Below are 17,509 nucleotides of genomic sequence, written 5' to 3'. Positions count from 1 at the left end.
GCGGCCGGGGTACGATTTTCAATAGATCGGAAAACGTTCGCAGAGCGCGAAGATCTCCCGACGCACCCGTTGTTCAGTCGCACGATCCCCTTCGGGATTTGCGCGCAATGCGTCGAGCACCTCGACGATCAGCCTGCCGACCTCACGAAACTCCGTGACGCCGAAACCGCGCGTCGTACCAGCCGGCGTGCCGAGACGAACGCCAGAGGTGACCGTCGGCTTTTCCGTATCGAACGGAATCCCGTTCTTATTGCATGTGATGCCTGCACGTTCGAGCGCCTGCTCGACCTGCATGCCTTTCAACCCTTTGGGCCGCAAATCGACAAGCAGCAGATGATTGTCGGTGCCGCCCGTCACGAGATCGACGCCGCCTGCCTTGAGCACGTCACCGAGTGCTTGCGCGTTCGCGAGTACTGCATCAATGTAGGTCTTGAAGCTGCCCTCCAGCACTTCGCCGAACGCCACCGCTTTACCGGCAATCACGTGCATCAGCGGGCCACCTTGCAGACCGGGGAACACCGCCGAATTAATCTTCTTCGCAATCTCGTCTTCATTGGTGAGCACGAAACCACCGCGCGGGCCGCGCAGCGTTTTGTGCGTCGTCGACGTGACGACATGCGCATGCTCGACCGGATTCGAATGCCGCCCCGCAGCGATCACGCCGGCGATGTGCGCCATGTCGACCATCAGCTTTGCACCGACGGCATCGGCAATTGCGCGGAAGCGGGCAAAATCGAGCTTGCGCGGATACGCGGAAAAGCCCGCGATAATGAGGGCAGGCCGATGCTGACGCGCGAGTTCATCGATTTCGTCGTAATCAATCAGCATCGTGTCGCGATTGACGCCGTACTGAACCGCGTTGAACCATTTGCCGGACAGCGCGGGTTTCGCCCCGTGCGTCAGGTGCCCTCCCGCGTCGAGCGACATTCCAAGCACCGTGTCGCCCGGCTTCGCGAGCGCCAGCATCACGGCGCCGTTCGCCTGTGCGCCCGAGTGCGGCTGCACGTTCGCATGCGCCGCACCGAAAATGCGCTTCACGCGCTCGATCGCCAGCGCCTCGATTTCATCCACGCATTCGCAGCCGCCGTAATAGCGCTTGCCGGGGTAGCCCTCCGCATACTTGTTCGTCAGCACCGAACCTTGTGCTTCAAGCACCGCTCGGGACACGATGTTTTCCGATGCGATCAATTCGACCTGAGACTGCTGCCTTTCGAGTTCCTTGACGATTGCGCCGCGCACGGACGCGTCGCGCTGCGCAAGCGATTGCGAAAAGAATGGGTTGGCGTTCGACATCGAGCTTTCCGTCACTGGAGTGGAGGATGGCCGCAAGACCCGGCCAAGCCCGTCTCGCGGCGTTCCGGCGTGCCTTCGAAGCAAGCGCCGACGGCTCTATTCTTGTCGTTCGGATTTTTTGCCTATTGATGAATTCAGACGCTTTCTTTTCCTTTTCCGACATCCCCGTCCGTTTTGAACAAGTAGCGCTCGGCTGCCCGATCCGACCACTAAAACATGGCGTTCGTACCGCGTGCGGCACTGACACGGTGCCGCTGCTGCACCCGTGTCGAGCCACGGCTCCCGCACACGGTGCAATGCAGCAACGCGCATGTGTGCGCCGGACGCTTCGATCTAGGGTTTAGCCGTATGGCACGCTTGTTGCGCTCGCTCCCACAATACGCGAGCCGAGTGCCCCGGCGTCGCATCGAGCTCAAATAAGGAACGTTCCCCCATGTCGCCCGACCGCACCGCGTCGATGTCACATTTCGCGTTCATGCCGCTGCCGAACTTCACGATGATCGCGTTCACCAATGCGATCGAAGTCCTCAGGATGGCAAACTATTTGAGCGGTCAGTCGCTTTATCGCTGGTCGATCATCAGTCCGAACGGCGGCATGATCACCGCAAGCAACGGGCTCTCGGTCGATACCGGTCCGGCCGAATGCGTCGGGCAGCCGGATGCCGTATTTGTCTGCGGGGGCGTCGACGTGCAGCACTCGACGCTGCCCGAACACTTGGCCACGCTGCGCCGCTTCGCCCGCGCCGGCGTCACGCTCGGCAGCCTGTGCACCGGCACCTATGCGCTTGCGAAAGCGGGTCTGCTGGTCGGCTACGCGTGCGCGATCCACTGGGAAAATCTGTCGGCCCTGAAGGAGGAATTTCCCGACACGCGCTTCCTGAAGGAATTGTTCGTGATCGACCGCGACCGCATCACCTGCACGGGCGGCGTCGCGCCGCTGGATATGATGCTGAACCTGATCGCCGCGCGCGTCGGCACCGCACGCGTCACGCAGATCGCCGAACAGTTCATCGTCGAGCACGTGCGCGACACGCATGCGCAGCAGCGGATGCCGCTCGTCGCCCGGCTGGGTTCCGCGAACAAATCGCTGTTCGAGGTGATCTCGCTGATGGAAAACAACATCGAGGAGCCACTGTCGCGCGAGGAACTCGCTCGGCTGGCAAACATGTCGCAGCGGCAGTTGCAGCGGCTCTTTCGCGAGCACCTCGGCATGACGCCGACACATTATTACTTGACCCTGCGCCTGCGCCGCGCCCGCGAACTGCTGCTGCAGACCGACATGTCGATCATGCACATCACGATGGCCTGCGGCTTCCAGTCCGCCTGCCACTTCAGCAAGAGCTATCGTGATGCGTTCGGCACCGCGCCGACGCGCGAACGCCGCAAGCAGGTTGCCCCGCTCGCTCAATCCGCGCTGCCAGGCAGCGCAACCGCGTCGCCGCTGTTGCTTCACGCATGAGACTGCGCTCGGCACCCGCTCGGAATTCCGAATGATTTGAGGCCTGCCGCTCCCCCGCGAAGGAGCGGCGCAACGCTGCCGGCACGCTCGATTGCACCGGCAGCCCGCGCACCGCGAAAACGAATATCAAGCCGCTTTCAGCATTCCATGCGGATCGATGACGAATTTGCGCGGCGCGCCGCCGTCGAACTTCCGGTAGCCTTCAGGCGCCTGATCGAGCGAGATCACCGTTACATTGACGATTTGCGCGATCGGCAGCCGGTCGAACAAGATCGCCTGCATCAGATTGCGATTGTATTTGAGCACGGGCGTCTGGCCGGTATGGAACGTGTGCGACTTCGCCCAGCCCAGACCGAAACGGATACTCAGGCTGCCGTGCTTCGCGGCGGTGTCGACCGCACCCGGATCGTCGGTCACGTAAAGGCCCGGAATCCCGATCGCGCCGGCCGGCCGCGTGATCTCCATCAGCGCGTTCAGCACTGTTGCGGGCGCCTCCGCTTCGTGGCCGGACGAACCATGACCGTGGGCCTCGAAGCCGACGCAATCGATCGCGCAATCGATCTCCGGCTTGCCGAGAATCTGCTCAATCTGCTCACCGAGCGTCGCGTCCTGCGACAAATCGACAACTTCGAATCCCATCGCCTTCGCGTGCGCGAGGCGCTCGGCATTCATGTCGCCGACGATCGTGCATGCCGCGCCAAGCAGGCGCGCCGACGCGGCGGCCGCCATCCCGACCGGCCCCGCGCCTGCGACGTACACGGTCGACCCCGGCTTCACGCCCGCAGACACGGCGCCGTGATAGCCCGTCGGCAGGATGTCGGACAGGCACGTGAGATCGCGAATCTTCGCCATTGCCTGATCTCGATCGGGAAATTTCAGCAGATTGAAATCAGCATAGGGAACAAGCACGTATTCGGCCTGACCGCCGATCCAGCCGCCCATGTCGACATAGCCGTATGCGCCGCCCGCGCGCGCGGGGTTGACGTTCAGGCACACGCCCGTGTGCTGTTCGCGACACATCGCACAGCGGCCGCACGCGACGTTGAACGGCACCGACACCAGATCGCCGATCTTCAGCGTCTCGACATCGCGCCCCACCTCGATCACCTCGCCCGTGATCTCGTGACCAAGCACGAGGCCGACGGGCGCGGTCGTGCGGCCCCGCACCATGTGCTGATCGGAGCCGCAAATATTCGTGCTGACCACTTTCAGAATGACGCCATGACCAATCGCACGGCCGCTCGGATCGACCATTTTCGGATAGTCGATGCTCTGCACTTCGACACTGCCCGGCCCTTGATACACGACACCTCGGTTGCTGCTCATCGCATTGTCTCCATGTCTCGTTGGCATTGCGCCGCACGCCGCCGGGCCGGCGCCCAGGCGTCAGCCGGCGTCGCGCACGCCTATCGAGCGTAGCTTGCAAGCCGGTGGACCAAGCGGCCAAAACCGACACCGGCTTGACGATGCCCGCCATCGCCGATGCTGCGGCGCAACGTCAACGAGAAGGGACAATAGGATGGGATGCGGCGCATGCGTCACGCCGCGGCATCGTCCTCAGCAAGTTGGAACAGGCAATCGCCGCGCTGCACCTGGGCGGGCACGCGCTTGCAGATCACCTCGCCGTCGCTGTCGAAACATTGCGTGACCGGCTCGCGCAGCGGCGTGTCCGGAAAATGGATCAACGCGGCCGGCTGACCTGCCCGCACCCGCTCGCCGAGTTCGACGAGCGGCTCGTAGAGCCCCTTGTCGTATGCGTAGACATAATGCCGAGCGCCGGCCACCCGCATGAAGCGCGTCCGGGCCGGCGGGCCGTCCGGCACCAGAGGGCCGTGTAGCGCGCCGACGAAGCCGAGAAAATGCAGCAGCCCCTGGCGCGCGTCGCGAATCAGCGCGGAATCGGACATCCCGCCGCCGCCAAGCTCGGTCAGGATCGAGATTGCGCCTTGCCGGCGCGCGGCAGACGACGCATGCACTGGATTAGGCGCATGCACGAACGCGCGCGGCAAACCAAATGCGGCGAGCAGCGCGCGCACACGCGCGCGTTCGGCAGCGTCGCGCGGTTCGAGTGCAAGCATGTTACCGCCGTGATATAGCAGCGAGCTGCCGCCCGAATGCAAATCGACGAGATACTGCGCGCGCGGCAGCAGCGTGTGCTCGATGTAGTCGGCGATCACCGCGGTCGGCGAGCCCATCGGGTCGCCGGGGAAACTGCGGTTCAGATTTCCGCCATCGAGCGGCGACACGCGCAATCCGGCCTCCGCCGCCGGAAAATTCGCCATCGGCAAAACGATGAGCTGCCCGTCGACCATTTGAGGATCGATCTCGATCACAAGCCGCGACGCAACAATCTGCCCTTCGTACTCGTCGCCATGATTGCCCGCCAGCACGAGCACCGTCGGGCCGCTGCCGTTGCGAATCGACACGATCGGCAACGGGATCCATCCGTATGCCGAACGATGGACCGAATGCGGCAAACGCAGATAGCCTGCGTGCTTGCCGTCGGCATCGAGATCGATTTCACAGTGGATCGGATTGCGAAAGCCAGGGGTATCGGTCATGATCGGCATCGGCCGGCGACGGCCACAGGGCAAACGAGGCGATGCGGAAAAGCTTACTCGGAATCGTTCTCGCGTGAACGGCGCGCAGTCTCGCGGACGACAGGATCGTAACGCGCCGCCATACCGGCTGAAACCATGGAAGCGTCCGATCGTTATCCGCATCGTGTTGCTTTGGATAGCGGACGAACGGGATTGCCGCCGCACGAATAGCCGCAATCCGCCGATTCTGCTAACGTGGTCCTGCGTCGCAGGCAATGCACGCGCAATGGGCAAAATAGGAGAATCGAGCAAGCGCAATGCGCACTGTCGCATGCGCCGAGGCAATCGCGGCCGTCGGCGCGCTTCGCCGTCCCCGGCGGCGAGAGTCCTCCCTCCCACGGAGATCGACGTATGGCAACGGAATATCAGTTCGACGTGTTCGGCAAGCAGATCTGGGTCGAGCGTGTACAAGATCGCTGGGTGCCGTTCTATCCCGGCAACGACGGCAAGCGCCGCCCCGCACATTTCGTGATCCCCGATTTTCTCGACGCCGCCGAGCTGGGCCAGTACCTCGGCGATCTGTTCCATGAGAGCGCGACCCCTGACAAAGGCAACGTCAAGCGCCTCGATCTTCCGGAACCGGACTGATCCGGCCCGTCCCGATTCCGCATGGCCGCCGGCCGCAAGGACCGGCGCGGCTGCCGCCTGCTGCTCCGCCATGCGCAATCCGAATAAACTTTTCGTGCCGAATGGCGTCCGAACGCAGGACAGCCAATCACACCGGCGCCGCCCGCGCGCCGGTACGCATATTCGATGAAACTTCAGATTCCTCAGCAATCGGACAAACTCGTGCGCCATAACGTCAACTGGGTGCTGAACGCCTTCAAACGCTTCTCAGCCGACCGTTGTCCGGCCATGGCGGCAAGCATCGCGTTTTACGCGGCGTTTTCGCTTGCGCCCACGCTCGTGATGGTGATCGCCGTCGCAGGCTGGTTCTTCGGCGCCGACGCCGCGCGCGGCGAAGTGTTCAACCACGTGCACGAGCTGATCGGCAACGAAGCCGCGGCCGGCGTGCAGACGATCGTCGAGAATGCTCACCGCAGCGGCAGCCGCGGCGGCATAGCGGCCTTGATCTCGTTCGCGATGCTCGCGATCGGCGCATCCGCGACGTTCGCGTCGCTGAACACAGCGCTGAGCATCATCTGGCCTGCCGATGGCGAGCGCGCGTCGTCAGTGCTCGGGCTCGTGCGGGTCCGGCTGATTTCGTTTGGGCTAGTACTCGGCGTCGCGTTCCTGTTGATCGTCTCGCTCGTGCTCGATACGGCGATCACGTTCATCGGCCACTGGCTGTGGGGCAACTCGCCGTATGTCGTCATCGGCAATGCGTTGCAATTCTCGGTTGGCATTGCCGTACTCGCCGCTGCGTTCGGCACGCTGATGAAGTTCCTGCCGGACGCGCGCGTACCGTTTCGCGACGCGATGACGGGCGGCATCGTCTCTGCCGTGCTGTTCTCGGCGGGCAAGAAACTCTTCGCGCTGTATCTCGCGCATGCGGGCACCGCCAGCGCATTCGGCGCAGCGGGTTCGTTCGCAGTGCTGCTGATGTGGCTGTACTTTTCGGCCGCCGTGCTGCTGCTCGGCGCGGAATTCGCTGCAGCGCGCAATGCCACGCATCTTCACGCCCAAAATGAAACCCCCTCCCCAGCCGCAATGCGTGATCGTTCATCCAGTTAATTCGACGGCCATGCGATCCCAGAATCGCAATATCCCTTCGAATTCCATACTGTTTTATTTATTTTAACTTTCTCAGATTCTTCTTATCGCGCACTCGGTTGGGAAAGCGCGCCCATATCTCGCGCGCAAACGTTTGCGCGCTCATTTTTTTACATCAAACGAGCAAAAACACACAGCGCCGCAAACAATCCCTGCTTGCCGAAACAATCGCAGAACAGCACCTGGAATTCTCGCAACAAATAGAAACAATTCATTATGTATTTGATGCGAAAGGGGTTTATAGCGACTGTCACCTTTATGAGACACTTTTTGTTTTTATGATTTCTTACGTTGGGCGCATTACGCTATTCTGCAAATCGCAACAAAAACGATTGACTCGCGTGGAGAAAAACCCAATGAAAAAGCTCACTTTGTCGACTCTGTCTCTTGCACTCCTAAGCGCTGCCGGCGCAGCTCATGCGCAAAGCAGCGTTACGCTGTACGGCGTCATCGACACGTCGATCACTTACGTTCACGGTGTCGACGGTCAGTCCAAGAATCTCTGGGCAATGGGTAGCGGCAACCTGCAAGGCAGCCGTTGGGGCCTGAAGGGCGTCGAGGACATCGGCGGCGGCTTGAAGGCGATCTTCCAGTTGGAAAACGGCTTTGATTCGTCCAATGGCCGGCTCAATCAGGGGGGCCGTATCTTCGGCCGTCAAGCGTTCGTCGGGTTGCAAAGCAACCAGCTCGGTACGCTCACGCTCGGCCGTCAATACGATCCGCTCGTCGACCTCGTCCAGCCGATCACTGCCGACAACTACTTCGGCTCGCTGTTCGCCACCCCGGGCGATGTCGACAACAACGACAACAGCCTGCGCGTGAACAACGCGGTCAAGTACACGTCGCCCGTGTATGCCGGCCTCCAATTCGAAGCCATGTATTCGTTCGGCGGCATCGCGGGCCGCGCCGGTTCGGGCCTCACGTATTCGGTGGCGGCGGCTTACAACAACGGTCCGTTCAGCATCGCAGGCGGCTACTTCAACGCAAACAACCTGCTCACCGCGGATCGCCCGAACAACGCATGGACCGCGCCATCGGCGGACGCGCTGTTCGACAGCCACATCAACGACGCCTACATGAGCGCGCGCAGCGTAGCGATCGCGCAAGTGGCCGCGCAATACGTGTATGGTCCGTTCACGTTTGGCGCCGGCTATGCGAACTCGGAATTCGACCGCGACGGATACTCGGTGGCGGGCTTCCACAAGAGCCAATACTATGACACCGGCCGCGGCTTCGTGATCTATCAGGCCACGCCGGCGCTGATGCTCGGCCTTGGCTATATCTTCACGAAGGCGCGTGGCGACGCGGACGCGAAGTATCACCAAGTTTCGGTGGGTGCCGACTACTCGCTGTCCAAGCGCACGGACGTCTATTTGGCAGGCGCGTACCAGCACGCCAGCGGTACACAGCTGATCAATGCCGGCGGCACGCTGGTTTCGCAGCCGGCGCAAGCATCGATCGGCTCGTATGGCTACAACGGCACGAAGAACCAGGAAATGGTCGCGGTCGGCCTGCGCCACAAGTTCTAAACGCGGCGCCGCCTGCACGTACTTCGGCTTCGCGGCAGCACATTCGTGCGTCGCGAAGCCGAAACCGCGCACTTAACCCCGCAGTCAACCCCGCAGTCAACCCGATACGTACACCGACGGCTGTTTTTCTACATCCTTCGAACGATTCGGCAGACGGACAAAAAAACCCCGCGCTTTCACACGCGGGGTTTTTTTCGGACTTATCACAAGCCGGACGACTCCGGCAAACCGCACGCCGTCCTTACGCTGCTGCGTCCTTCAGCTTCTTCAGCGCACGCGCCTTGACGCGAACGCTCGCCGGCTTGGCCGGGAACCAGCGCTCTTCACCGGTGAACGGGTCCTTGCCGAAGCGCTTCTTTTTCGCTGCCACGGCTTGTGCGGTGATCTTCAGCAGGCCCGGCAGCGTGAACTCGCCCGCACCCTTCTTGTGGATCGAACCGAGGATCGTGTTCTCGAGCGCTGCCAGCACTGCCTTCACGGTTTTCAGCTCGACCTCGGCGCGCTCGGCGATGTGAGCGGCGAGCGATGCCTTGGTGAACGAATCCTTGATCGGCGTCGGAGCGGCGGGCGCCTTCGCGACGGCCTTCTTGGCTACGACTTTTTTCACGGGCGCTGCTTTCTTGGCAGCCACTTTCTTGGCCGGTGCGGCAGCCTTCTTGGCTACCTTTTTTGCGGAAGTCGCCATGTTTCTCCTACCAGGTGTGGTCATTGGATACACGAAGCGCGCAACATGCGAGCTTCAACGCCGGATTCTACAAGCGCCGCGTCGCTTCGTGCAGCACTTTTGTGCGTATTTAGCGGGTTTCCCGCAGATTTTGTTGCGCGCTGCCGACTACGATCCCGCATTCGCCCGTGTAGGCAAAGGTTTTCGTACCGCGCTCAAGCCTGCGGCGACCGGGAATCATGCTCGGGATTTGCATTCCTATGCTTTGCGCCAATATCGCATCGCTCGGAACCTGGATTGCGCGAACTCCGCTACGTGAGGGATCTGGACGGCATACATGCTGCCGCCGTCACATCCGCTTTCGTCGCTCATCGAGCGGCGTGCCCGCTCGGTCGATGCAGTCAAGCTCCGCGTCCAAGGTAATTTTCCCGATCAACGGCGCGCTGATCGTGGGCCAGCCCACCGCAGTCGGCGCACGATCGGGCCCGGTGTGCCAGGCTGGCGCGACCCGTTTCCGGCTGGCGAACAGGTCAGCATTCGGTCGAGAAGCTGCGCGAAGAAGCGGGCCGATCGGCGATCACGGTACCGTCGGCTACGGTTTCCGCATGCGCTACCCTCTGATTGCGGCGCATTCCGGCGTGATACAGGCAGCCCGCCAGAGGCTGCCCATACTGCCGCCGCTGCGCGCCCCCTTCGGAATCCTGCCATTGCGGCTCGCAGCAGGGCTTGTCCAACTACGACGCAGTACCGAATGTGCGCTCGACTACCAGGAACCGCTCAATGCCGCATTGCGCGATCGCTACGCGACGCGAAAAGCCGGGCCTCCGATCCCCCTCTCTACCGACTCGCCGCGCGCCGCCGAACGCATCATTCCGCGACGTCGCCCGCACCGACGCCCGTGCCTGCAATGGCGCATCGATCAAAATCCCCGTCTCGAGAGAACCGGGGATTATGGAACCATCGCCACACACCGCGACATTTCAGAATTCAGAACAAAGCGCCGTCATGCAACCGATGCGGCCACCGGCAAACAGGTTCGTAAATAAGCTTCGAAATCGCGGCCCACTTCCGGATGCTGAAGCGCAAGCTCGACGGTCGCCTTCAGATAGCCGAGCTTGCTGCCGCAGTCGAAGCGCGTGCCGTAATAGCGGTACGCGAGCACCTGCTCCTCCGTCAGCAGCGACTGCACCGCGTCCGTCAGTTCCATTTCGCCGCCCGCGCCCGGCTTGATCCTGCGCAGATGATCGAAGATGCTCGGCATCAGTATGTAGCGCCCGACGACGCCCAGATTCGACGGCGCCTGCTCCGGCGCAGGCTTCTCGACGATGCCCGACAGCTTGATGATGTCCTCTTCCCACTCGCGCCCCTCGACGACGCCATACGAACGGCTATCTTCGCGCTCGATGGTTTCGACGCCGATCACCGTGCTGTGATAGTGATTGAAAACGTCGACAAGTTGCTTGAGCACGGGTTGATCGCCGTACAGCAAATCGTCGGCGAGAATCACGGCGAACGGCTCGCCGTGCACGAGCTTTTCCGCGCACTGCACCGCATGGCCCAGCCCGAGTGCGGAGGGCTGACGCACATAAAAGCAATCGACATGGCTCGGTTTGATGCTGCGCACGAGTGCGAGAAGTTTTTCCTTGCCGCGCGCCTCCAGCTCGGATTCGATTTCGAACGACTTGTCGAAATGATCCTCAATCGCACGCTTGCTGCGGCCCGTCACGAAGATCATTTCGGTGATGCCTGCATTGATCGCCTCCTCGACCGCATACTGGATCAGCGGTTTGTCGACTACCGGCAGCATCTCCTTGGGACTCGCCTTGGTCGCCGGCAAAAACCGTGTGCCTAGGCCGGCAACGGGAAACACGGCTTTGGTGACTTTCAACATGATCACATCCCGAATATTTGGAGGTAACCCGGCTATCGGATGTCGATAGCCGGAAAGCATCACACTAAATTTAGCACCCGACAATTAAATCTTTTGTTATTCGATATGAGACGTCCGGATTCACTTTCATACGCTCGAGCTTATAATTTCCGAAAAGCCGGTCAATCCCTCCGCCGCGCCACTTGCTTTTCGATAGCTTGCCGATTCGATCCTACGCTCCATTTACCGGTACTGCTCGAACTCCTCCGAATAACGCGCATCGCGCCGCCCCAAGCCACGGCCATTGATCGGTTCGTTCTTCAACGCATCCCGATAAGCCGACAAAACGGCCATTACGAGCAATATGGCACCGATCGCGATCCAATGAATATCCATTGCAAACTCCCCACCCCGTTTGGTTGAAGTCACAAGCTAACAGAAAAAAATCGGCAAATAATTAGTTATATGTCGGCGCTTGTGTCAATTTTGCAAACCCATGAGATTATTTGTACTCGTCTGATTTCATATTTTTTATTCCCCGCTCGAATTTATTGCGATTTACGATCGGCCGTCGTCTTTAGCGCGTTTCTCATTTTGTCATTACAAGGAGCCGGATCGAATGGATGCGTGGAGCGAGGCGCCGGACACACGGCCGGCCATCGCCGAGAAAGAACATCTGATCGACGCGCTGCGCGGCTTCGCGGCGCTCGCCGTCGCATATTTTCATTGCCGGCAGGTCGTATGGGTCGGCATGCAGAGCTTTTATCGCGCACACGGCCATTCGTTCGCGCCCGACGTATTGCTCGGCTATCTGACGTTTCCGTTCGCGTGGGGCAGCGCGGGCGTGCCGATCTTTTTCGTGCTCAGCGGCTACTGCATTCACCGCAACGCAGCGCTGCGATTCGCCGCCGATCCGTCGTACCGGCTCGACGCGCCGAACTTTTGGGCCCGCCGCTTCGTGCGGATCTACCCGGTGCTGCTCGCCGCGCTCGTGCTCACGCTCGCGCTAGATGCAATCAGCCTGCAATTCGAGCCCGTCAGCCATAAGATCCGCGATATCGGACCGACTGCGTTCGTCGTCAACCTGTTATCGTTGCAAGGGGTAGCCGGCTATACCTACGGGTCCAACGGCGCATTGTGGACGTTGTCGCTTGAAGTGCAGTTCTACGCTGTTTATCCGCTGCTGTTCGCGACACGCCGGCGTTTCGGCATCCTGCCGATCGTTATCGCGATCTCGCTCGTCAACCTGGTATCCGCATGGGTGTGCATACGTCACGATATCCAGTTCTTCACATCGTACTGGCTGTCGTGGACGCTCGGCGCGTGGATTGCCGACGGACGCGCGCAGCGACGGATGGCCTGCGCCATGCCGTCAAGGCTTTGGTATGCGGCGGCAGCCACCGGCACCGCGCTCGGCTGTATCGCGTTCCATTTTGGGCAGTACGGCGCATTCCAGCTCTGGGCCGCCGGTTTCGCCTGCTATCTGTACGCGGCGCTGGCGCGGCCCGGCTCGGCGTCCTTACCGATGCGCGTGCTGTCGTGGTTCGGCAACTTCAGCTATTCGCTATATCTGATCCATTTACCGCTTTTCGTATGCATCGGCTCAGTGCTCTATCGGTCGGCGCTGCAGATGTCGATCTGGCCATCGTTTGCGTTCATCGCAGCCGTCGTGCCACTCGCGTATCTGTTCTATCTGGCGGTCGAGCGGCCGGCGATACGTTGGTCGGCCAGTCTGAAGCCGAAGCGGGCCGCCACGGCTGCCGCGCGACAACGAATGCCGGTGTGAATCCGGCAATCGTTCCCAAAATGGGAAGGCAGCCAACGCGGAATGCATGACCGCACTGCCCACGCGCATTTCCGGGTCCAGCCGCATCGATGCGCCGCCGGTGCGCGCAAAACGGTAAATCGGCCTCGGAAAAACGACGGCTCCGCGGTCACCGAGCGCGGCTGCCGAGCTGCGGCCCATGCGGTCACTGCGGAACGCGCGGCCGATCACCGTATCCGTCACGACCTTCACGCCCGCTGCCGCTCACGCGCTGTCGCACGGACGGCCTGCGCGCCGTTGCGCCGTCTCGACCAACATCCGCTCGACCTGCTCGACATACCGCCGCACGCCAAAGCGATTTAGCGCGGTTTCATAGCCGTTCCGGACGAGCCGATTGCACAGCACGGCATCGGTTCGCAGCGCGGCGAGCGCGTCGGCAAGCGCGTGTGCGTCGCCGGGCTCGCATAGCAGACCGTTTACGTCGTCGTCGACGATCTCGAGGACGCCGCCCGCACGGGCCGCGACGACCGGCCGCTTCGCGAGCATCCCCTCGACGATCACTCGTCCAAACGGCTCCGGCATGATCGACGTATGCGCAACGACATCGACTGCCTTCATGCAAGCCGGGATGTCGCGCTGAAAGCCGAGGAAATGCACGCGCTCCGCGAGCCCGTGCTCGACGACATACTCATTAAGCCAAGCCGCGTAATCGTCCTCGCCGAACAGCGGCGCGCCGACGAGCGCGACATGCATGTCCCGATAGAGCCGGGCCGCCTCGAGCAAAACGTGCTGGCCTTTCCAGTGCGCGAGCCGGCTGAACGACCCGACGATCCACGCATCGCGCGGCAGCCCGAAGCGCACGCGCAGCGCAGCCTGGCGCACCGGTTCCAACTTGACGAACGGCTCGGCCGAAATACCGTTGAAGACAACCTGCACCGCGTCGCGATCGAAACCGCTCAGTGCGACAAACGCCTGCGCGGAAGCCTCCGAGTTCGCGATCACACGCGTCACGCCGAACCGCGCGCAATACCGAATCGCCGCGCGCTGCTTCGGCCCGAAATGCGCTTGGCTGACGATGTCGCGCAGATGCCAGACGACCGGCTTGCGTGCGAGCCGTCCGGCGATCGCGCCGACCACCATCGCACGCTGCGTGTTCGCGTAGATCACGTCGAAACCGCGCGCGCGGCGCGCGATATCGCGCACGAGCGCCAGCAAACTGCCTGCGGTGCGCAACGACATGCCACCCTGCTTGCGCACACCCGCGAGCGCACGCTCACCGACCACCTCGACGCGCACGCTCGCTTCGATCAGCGCGTCGCGAAATGGGCCGTCGCCGAACAGCACAACGTCGGCGGCATCGCGCAATTGCATCATCGCCTCGAGCAACGACAACTCGGCGCCCCCCAGCACGCCGGCCTGATCGAGCACGAGCGCCTTCAACCCGCTTGACTTCAACGACACGGCAGGCGGCTCAGTGCGCCGCGTGAACCTCGCTCGCGCCTGCGCATCGGGCAATAGCGTATCGATCTGCGCGAGGAAACGGCGCCGGAAGTGCGCAGCGGAAAACCGCTCCGCGTTCGCTCGGCAATCCTGCGGATCGAAACATTGCGGCGCGCGCTCGAAATCACCCACGGCATCCATGATCGCACGCACGCTCTGCTCGCCGAAAAACACACCAGTCGGACGCTCGTGCGGCACGTCGCGCACCGTCTCGAGCGCGCCGCCCTTGCCATACGCAATCACGGGCGTACCGCACGCCTGCGCCTCGACAACCGAAATTCCGAAATCCTCTTCGGCCGCGAAGACGAACGCTTTTGCCCGACGCATCCTGTCATGCAGCACCGGGAACGGCTGATAACCCATGATCTCGACATTTGACGTCGCCTTCGCACGGATCTTGGCAATGTCCGGCCCGTCTCCGATCACGACGAGCCGCCGCTCGGGCATCTGCGCGAACGCGTCGACGATCAGATCGATCTTCTTATACGGCACCATGCGCGACGCCGTGACATAAAAATCCTCTTTTTGCGCGCACAGCGCGAATCCGTCGACGTCGACCGGCGGAAACACCACCGCCGCATCGCGCCGATACACCTTGCGAATCCGCCGCGCGACAAACGCCGAATTCGCGATGAACCGGTCGACCGAATTTGCCGTGCGCACGTCCCAGTTCCGCATGTAATGCAGAATCAGCCGCGCGAGCACCGATTTGACGCCACGGGTCAACTGAGTCTGTTCGAGGTACTGATGTTGCAGATCCCATGCGTAACGAATCGGCGAGTGCACGTAGCTGACGTGCACTTGGTCAGGGCCGGTCAAAATCCCCTTGGCAACCGCATGGCTGCTGGAAATCACAAGATCGTAAGACGATACGTCGAGCTGCTCGATCGCGATCGGCATCAGCGGCAGATAGCTGCGGTACTGAGTACGGGCGAACGGCAGCCGCTGGATGAACGAGGTTTTCACCGGCTTGCCGCGCAGGAACGTGCGGTCGCCGAGAAAATCGACGACGCTGAACAAATCGGCGTCCGGAAAGCACGCGACGATCTGTTCGAGCACACGCTCGGCGCCTGCATAGGTGACGAGCCAGTCGTGCACGATCGCCACGCGCAACGCCCGTGCAGTAGCACTCGCACGCGGCGGCGTGAGCCGCGCACCGCACGCATCGCGTGCGATGCGCCGCGCCGCCTGTTCGGCAAGATCTCGTTTCATATGATTTTCGTCACATTCAGGCGCACGAGTGCGGCGCGTGCGAGCATCCGGATGCCAGGCGTCATCGCAATCGACCAGCCGGCGTTCAACGCGAGTGCCGCCGCACACGCGACGATCGCGGCGGGCAATCCCGGCAGCGCATGCGCGGCATACAGGCTCGCGAGCAGGCATGCGAGATGCGCGCTCATATCGAGCGCGATGGCACGAATCCGGATCGCGCATAACAACAGCAGCAACCCGTAATCGACGAGTGCGCGCACCGCGACGGCAACCGCCGCGCCGACCAGCCCGAAATGATGGATGCCGATCCATAGCGCCCCGATGAAGAGCGGCATCTGCACGAGGCCGGCCGCAGCTGCGCGTGCCGGATTGAGTTGCGATTGGATCAGGATGCGCGCGACGCTCGCCTGCCCAGCCAACCACACACTGATGACGAGCACGCCGCCGACGGGCGACGACAGATTTGCAAGATCGCGGCCGACCCATAGAGAAAGGAATGGATCGAGCGCAAAAATCGCGACGATCGCGACCGGCGTGAACACGGCATTCAAAAATTCCAGCGACTGCTCGACGAGCGTGTCGGCCGCATCGCGACCGAGCGCCGACAACCGCGGAAACAGCGTGCGCACGAACGCGTTGGGCAACATGCTCAACCGCGTGACGAGATTTTGTGGCACCGCGTAATACGTCACATACTTCGCGCCGAGCCCCGCGCCCAGCATCACGCGATCGAGGGTATCGGCAATCATGCCCGTGGCGCTCGCGATCAGCATCCAGCCACCGAAATTGAAAAGCCCTTTCGCAATGCCGAACCGGGGCGGTTCGATCGAGCGGATACCCAGTACCTTGATGCTCGCCGAACCCAGCATCACGGCCGCGATCAAGCGCGCGACGACCGCGGCGGCGAGCACGGCCTGCAACGTCGGCGCGACAAACCACGCGGCGATCAAGGGCAGCAATTGAAACAGGAACGTGCCGATTGTCTGGTTCGCGTTATAGACGCCGAAACGCTCCGCACCGTTGATCGCCCCGGCGAACACCCACGATACGTTCGCAAGCGGAACCGCAAACGCGAGCCACGGCAGCGCGAGATACACCTCGTGCCGCAACCCGGCCGATACCTTCGCGAAGTACGCGGTATAGGCAAACGCGCCGGAATAGATCAGCAAGCCCCCCGCCACCCCGGTTCCGAGATTGAGCCAGAACGCACTCCAGTACACGCGCGCGCTCAGCGCACTGTCGCCGCTCGCGAACGCCTTCGAGATGTGACACTGAGCGGCCATGCTCATCCCGAGATCCAGGATTCCGAAATAGCCTATCAGCGTCCACACGAGGCTCACGACGCCGTAACGTTCGACGCCCAGCGTGTGAATATAGGCTGGCACGGTAACGAGCGAAACGAATGTCGGCAAGACCATGCCGACGAAATTGATTGCAACGTTCCTCAAAATGCGTTTATCCATGATTGCATCGCGTGGCCGCATGTCCGCTCGTGACCGACCGTGCGTCGCTCATGCCAGATTCCGCCGCCATAACCAGAGGTATTGCCGCTCCCATCAGCATCGGACGTCGCAAAACGCCATCTCCTTTCGAACCTCGCAGACGACGCGAGCCTGCGCGGTGCCGAGCACATCGCAAAATATGTTTCAAATCGATTTCAAACGATGAAACGCAGGTTACAAGCAAAAATATTCATAAGAAATTGGAAATATTCACGAATAAATCCCCGCGGAATACCGTTGTGCAATTTCTCACTCAACTTTTTTCCTGCGTGTAATAACGACCGGCCACCAGCGGACTATTCAAGTAGAACTTGCAGTGCAGTCCGGCGCACCGTATGCCATTCCATAGCGGCACCGTGCCTCGAAGGCAATCCGAATTCGTCGAATTAAGATGTGTTTTTT

At 61.7% G+C, this 17,509-nt stretch carries 14 protein-coding genes; 6 read left to right on the top strand and 8 right to left on the bottom strand.

The annotated features are described in order from the left end of the window. Window positions 1-18 precede the first annotated feature (18 nt). A complete protein-coding gene (locus AQ611_RS18450) occupies window positions 19-1,293 on the bottom strand; it encodes a serine hydroxymethyltransferase (protein WP_059514861.1) in 1,275 nt (424 codons plus the stop codon). Between the two features lie 433 nt (window positions 1,294-1,726). Between AQ611_RS18450 and AQ611_RS18445 the strand changes: the two genes are divergently transcribed. Next, window positions 1,727-2,752, top strand: a complete 1,026-nt coding sequence (locus AQ611_RS18445) for a GlxA family transcriptional regulator (RefSeq protein WP_069235620.1) — start codon at window positions 1,727-1,729, stop codon at window positions 2,750-2,752. Between the two features lie 126 nt (window positions 2,753-2,878). Here AQ611_RS18445 and fdhA read toward each other — a convergent pair whose 3' ends face one another. After that, window positions 2,879-4,078: a formaldehyde dehydrogenase, glutathione-independent gene (gene fdhA / locus AQ611_RS18440; RefSeq protein WP_059514865.1), complete on the bottom strand. Its 1,200-nt coding sequence runs from the start codon at window positions 4,076-4,078 to the stop codon at window positions 2,879-2,881. Window positions 4,079-4,290: 212 nt separating this feature from the next. Then, the gene (locus AQ611_RS18435) at window positions 4,291-5,313 is read right to left on the bottom strand and encodes a succinylglutamate desuccinylase/aspartoacylase family protein (protein ID WP_059515518.1); all 1,023 of its coding nucleotides are present in this window, start codon (window positions 5,311-5,313) and stop codon (window positions 4,291-4,293) included. 390 nt (window positions 5,314-5,703) lie between these two features. Here AQ611_RS18435 and AQ611_RS18430 point away from each other — a divergent pair, with 390 nt between their 5' ends. The 3 genes from AQ611_RS18430 to AQ611_RS18420 all read left to right on the top strand — a co-directional run bounded on the left by AQ611_RS18430 (window position 5,704) and on the right by AQ611_RS18420 (window position 8,594). Next, window positions 5,704-5,940, top strand: coding sequence for a DUF7661 family protein (locus AQ611_RS18430; protein ID WP_059514867.1), 237 nt, complete (start codon window positions 5,704-5,706; stop codon window positions 5,938-5,940). Between the two features lie 165 nt (window positions 5,941-6,105). Then, a complete protein-coding gene (locus AQ611_RS18425; protein ID WP_059514870.1) occupies window positions 6,106-7,026 on the top strand; it encodes a YihY/virulence factor BrkB family protein in 921 nt (306 codons plus the stop codon). A 395-nt stretch (window positions 7,027-7,421) separates the two neighbouring features. Then, window positions 7,422-8,594 (top strand): porin, encoded by a 1,173-nt coding sequence (locus AQ611_RS18420; RefSeq protein ID WP_059514871.1) that lies wholly within the window; start codon window positions 7,422-7,424, stop codon window positions 8,592-8,594. A 241-nt stretch (window positions 8,595-8,835) separates the two neighbouring features. Here the strand turns inward: AQ611_RS18420 and AQ611_RS18415 are convergent, their stop codons facing one another. Then, window positions 8,836-9,279, bottom strand: a complete 444-nt coding sequence (locus AQ611_RS18415) for an HU family DNA-binding protein (RefSeq protein ID WP_059514874.1) — start codon at window positions 9,277-9,279, stop codon at window positions 8,836-8,838. Between the two features lie 374 nt (window positions 9,280-9,653). Between AQ611_RS18415 and AQ611_RS25710 the strand changes: the two genes are divergently transcribed. Next, complete coding sequence (locus tag AQ611_RS25710; protein WP_146011727.1) at window positions 9,654-10,304, top strand: hypothetical protein; 651 nt, start codon at window positions 9,654-9,656, stop codon at window positions 10,302-10,304. Here AQ611_RS25710 and galU read toward each other — a convergent pair. Together galU and AQ611_RS26185 are read right to left on the bottom strand one after the other, a co-directional pair. Then, on the bottom strand, window positions 10,262-11,149 hold the full coding sequence (gene galU, locus AQ611_RS18405) for a UTP--glucose-1-phosphate uridylyltransferase GalU (RefSeq protein WP_059514878.1): 888 nt from the start codon (window positions 11,147-11,149) through the stop codon (window positions 10,262-10,264). The genes AQ611_RS25710 and galU overlap by 43 nt on opposite strands. Before the next feature lie 222 nt (window positions 11,150-11,371). Continuing rightward, window positions 11,372-11,524, bottom strand: coding sequence for a hypothetical protein (locus AQ611_RS26185; RefSeq protein ID WP_069235618.1), 153 nt, complete (start codon window positions 11,522-11,524; stop codon window positions 11,372-11,374). Window positions 11,525-11,747: 223 nt separating this feature from the next. On the opposite strand from AQ611_RS26185, the gene AQ611_RS18395 reads away from it, so the two are divergent. Then, window positions 11,748-12,914: an acyltransferase family protein gene (locus AQ611_RS18395; RefSeq protein WP_069235617.1), complete on the top strand. Its 1,167-nt coding sequence runs from the start codon at window positions 11,748-11,750 to the stop codon at window positions 12,912-12,914. A 243-nt stretch (window positions 12,915-13,157) separates the two neighbouring features. Here the strand turns inward: AQ611_RS18395 and AQ611_RS18390 are convergent, their stop codons facing one another. Both AQ611_RS18390 and AQ611_RS18385 read right to left on the bottom strand, forming a co-directional pair. Next, window positions 13,158-15,605, bottom strand: coding sequence for a glycosyltransferase family 4 protein (locus AQ611_RS18390; RefSeq protein WP_069235616.1), 2,448 nt, complete (start codon window positions 15,603-15,605; stop codon window positions 13,158-13,160). Continuing rightward, complete coding sequence (locus AQ611_RS18385; RefSeq protein WP_069236383.1) at window positions 15,602-17,068, bottom strand: oligosaccharide flippase family protein; 1,467 nt, start codon at window positions 17,066-17,068, stop codon at window positions 15,602-15,604. Before AQ611_RS18385 ends, AQ611_RS18390 begins: the two co-directional genes overlap by 4 nt. Window positions 17,069-17,509: the final 441 nt, after the last annotated feature.

Source organism: Burkholderia singularis, from assembly GCF_001718875.1.
Lineage (GTDB): Bacteria > Pseudomonadota > Gammaproteobacteria > Burkholderiales > Burkholderiaceae > Burkholderia > Burkholderia singularis.
This window is presented reverse-complemented; position numbering and strand designations above follow the sequence as displayed.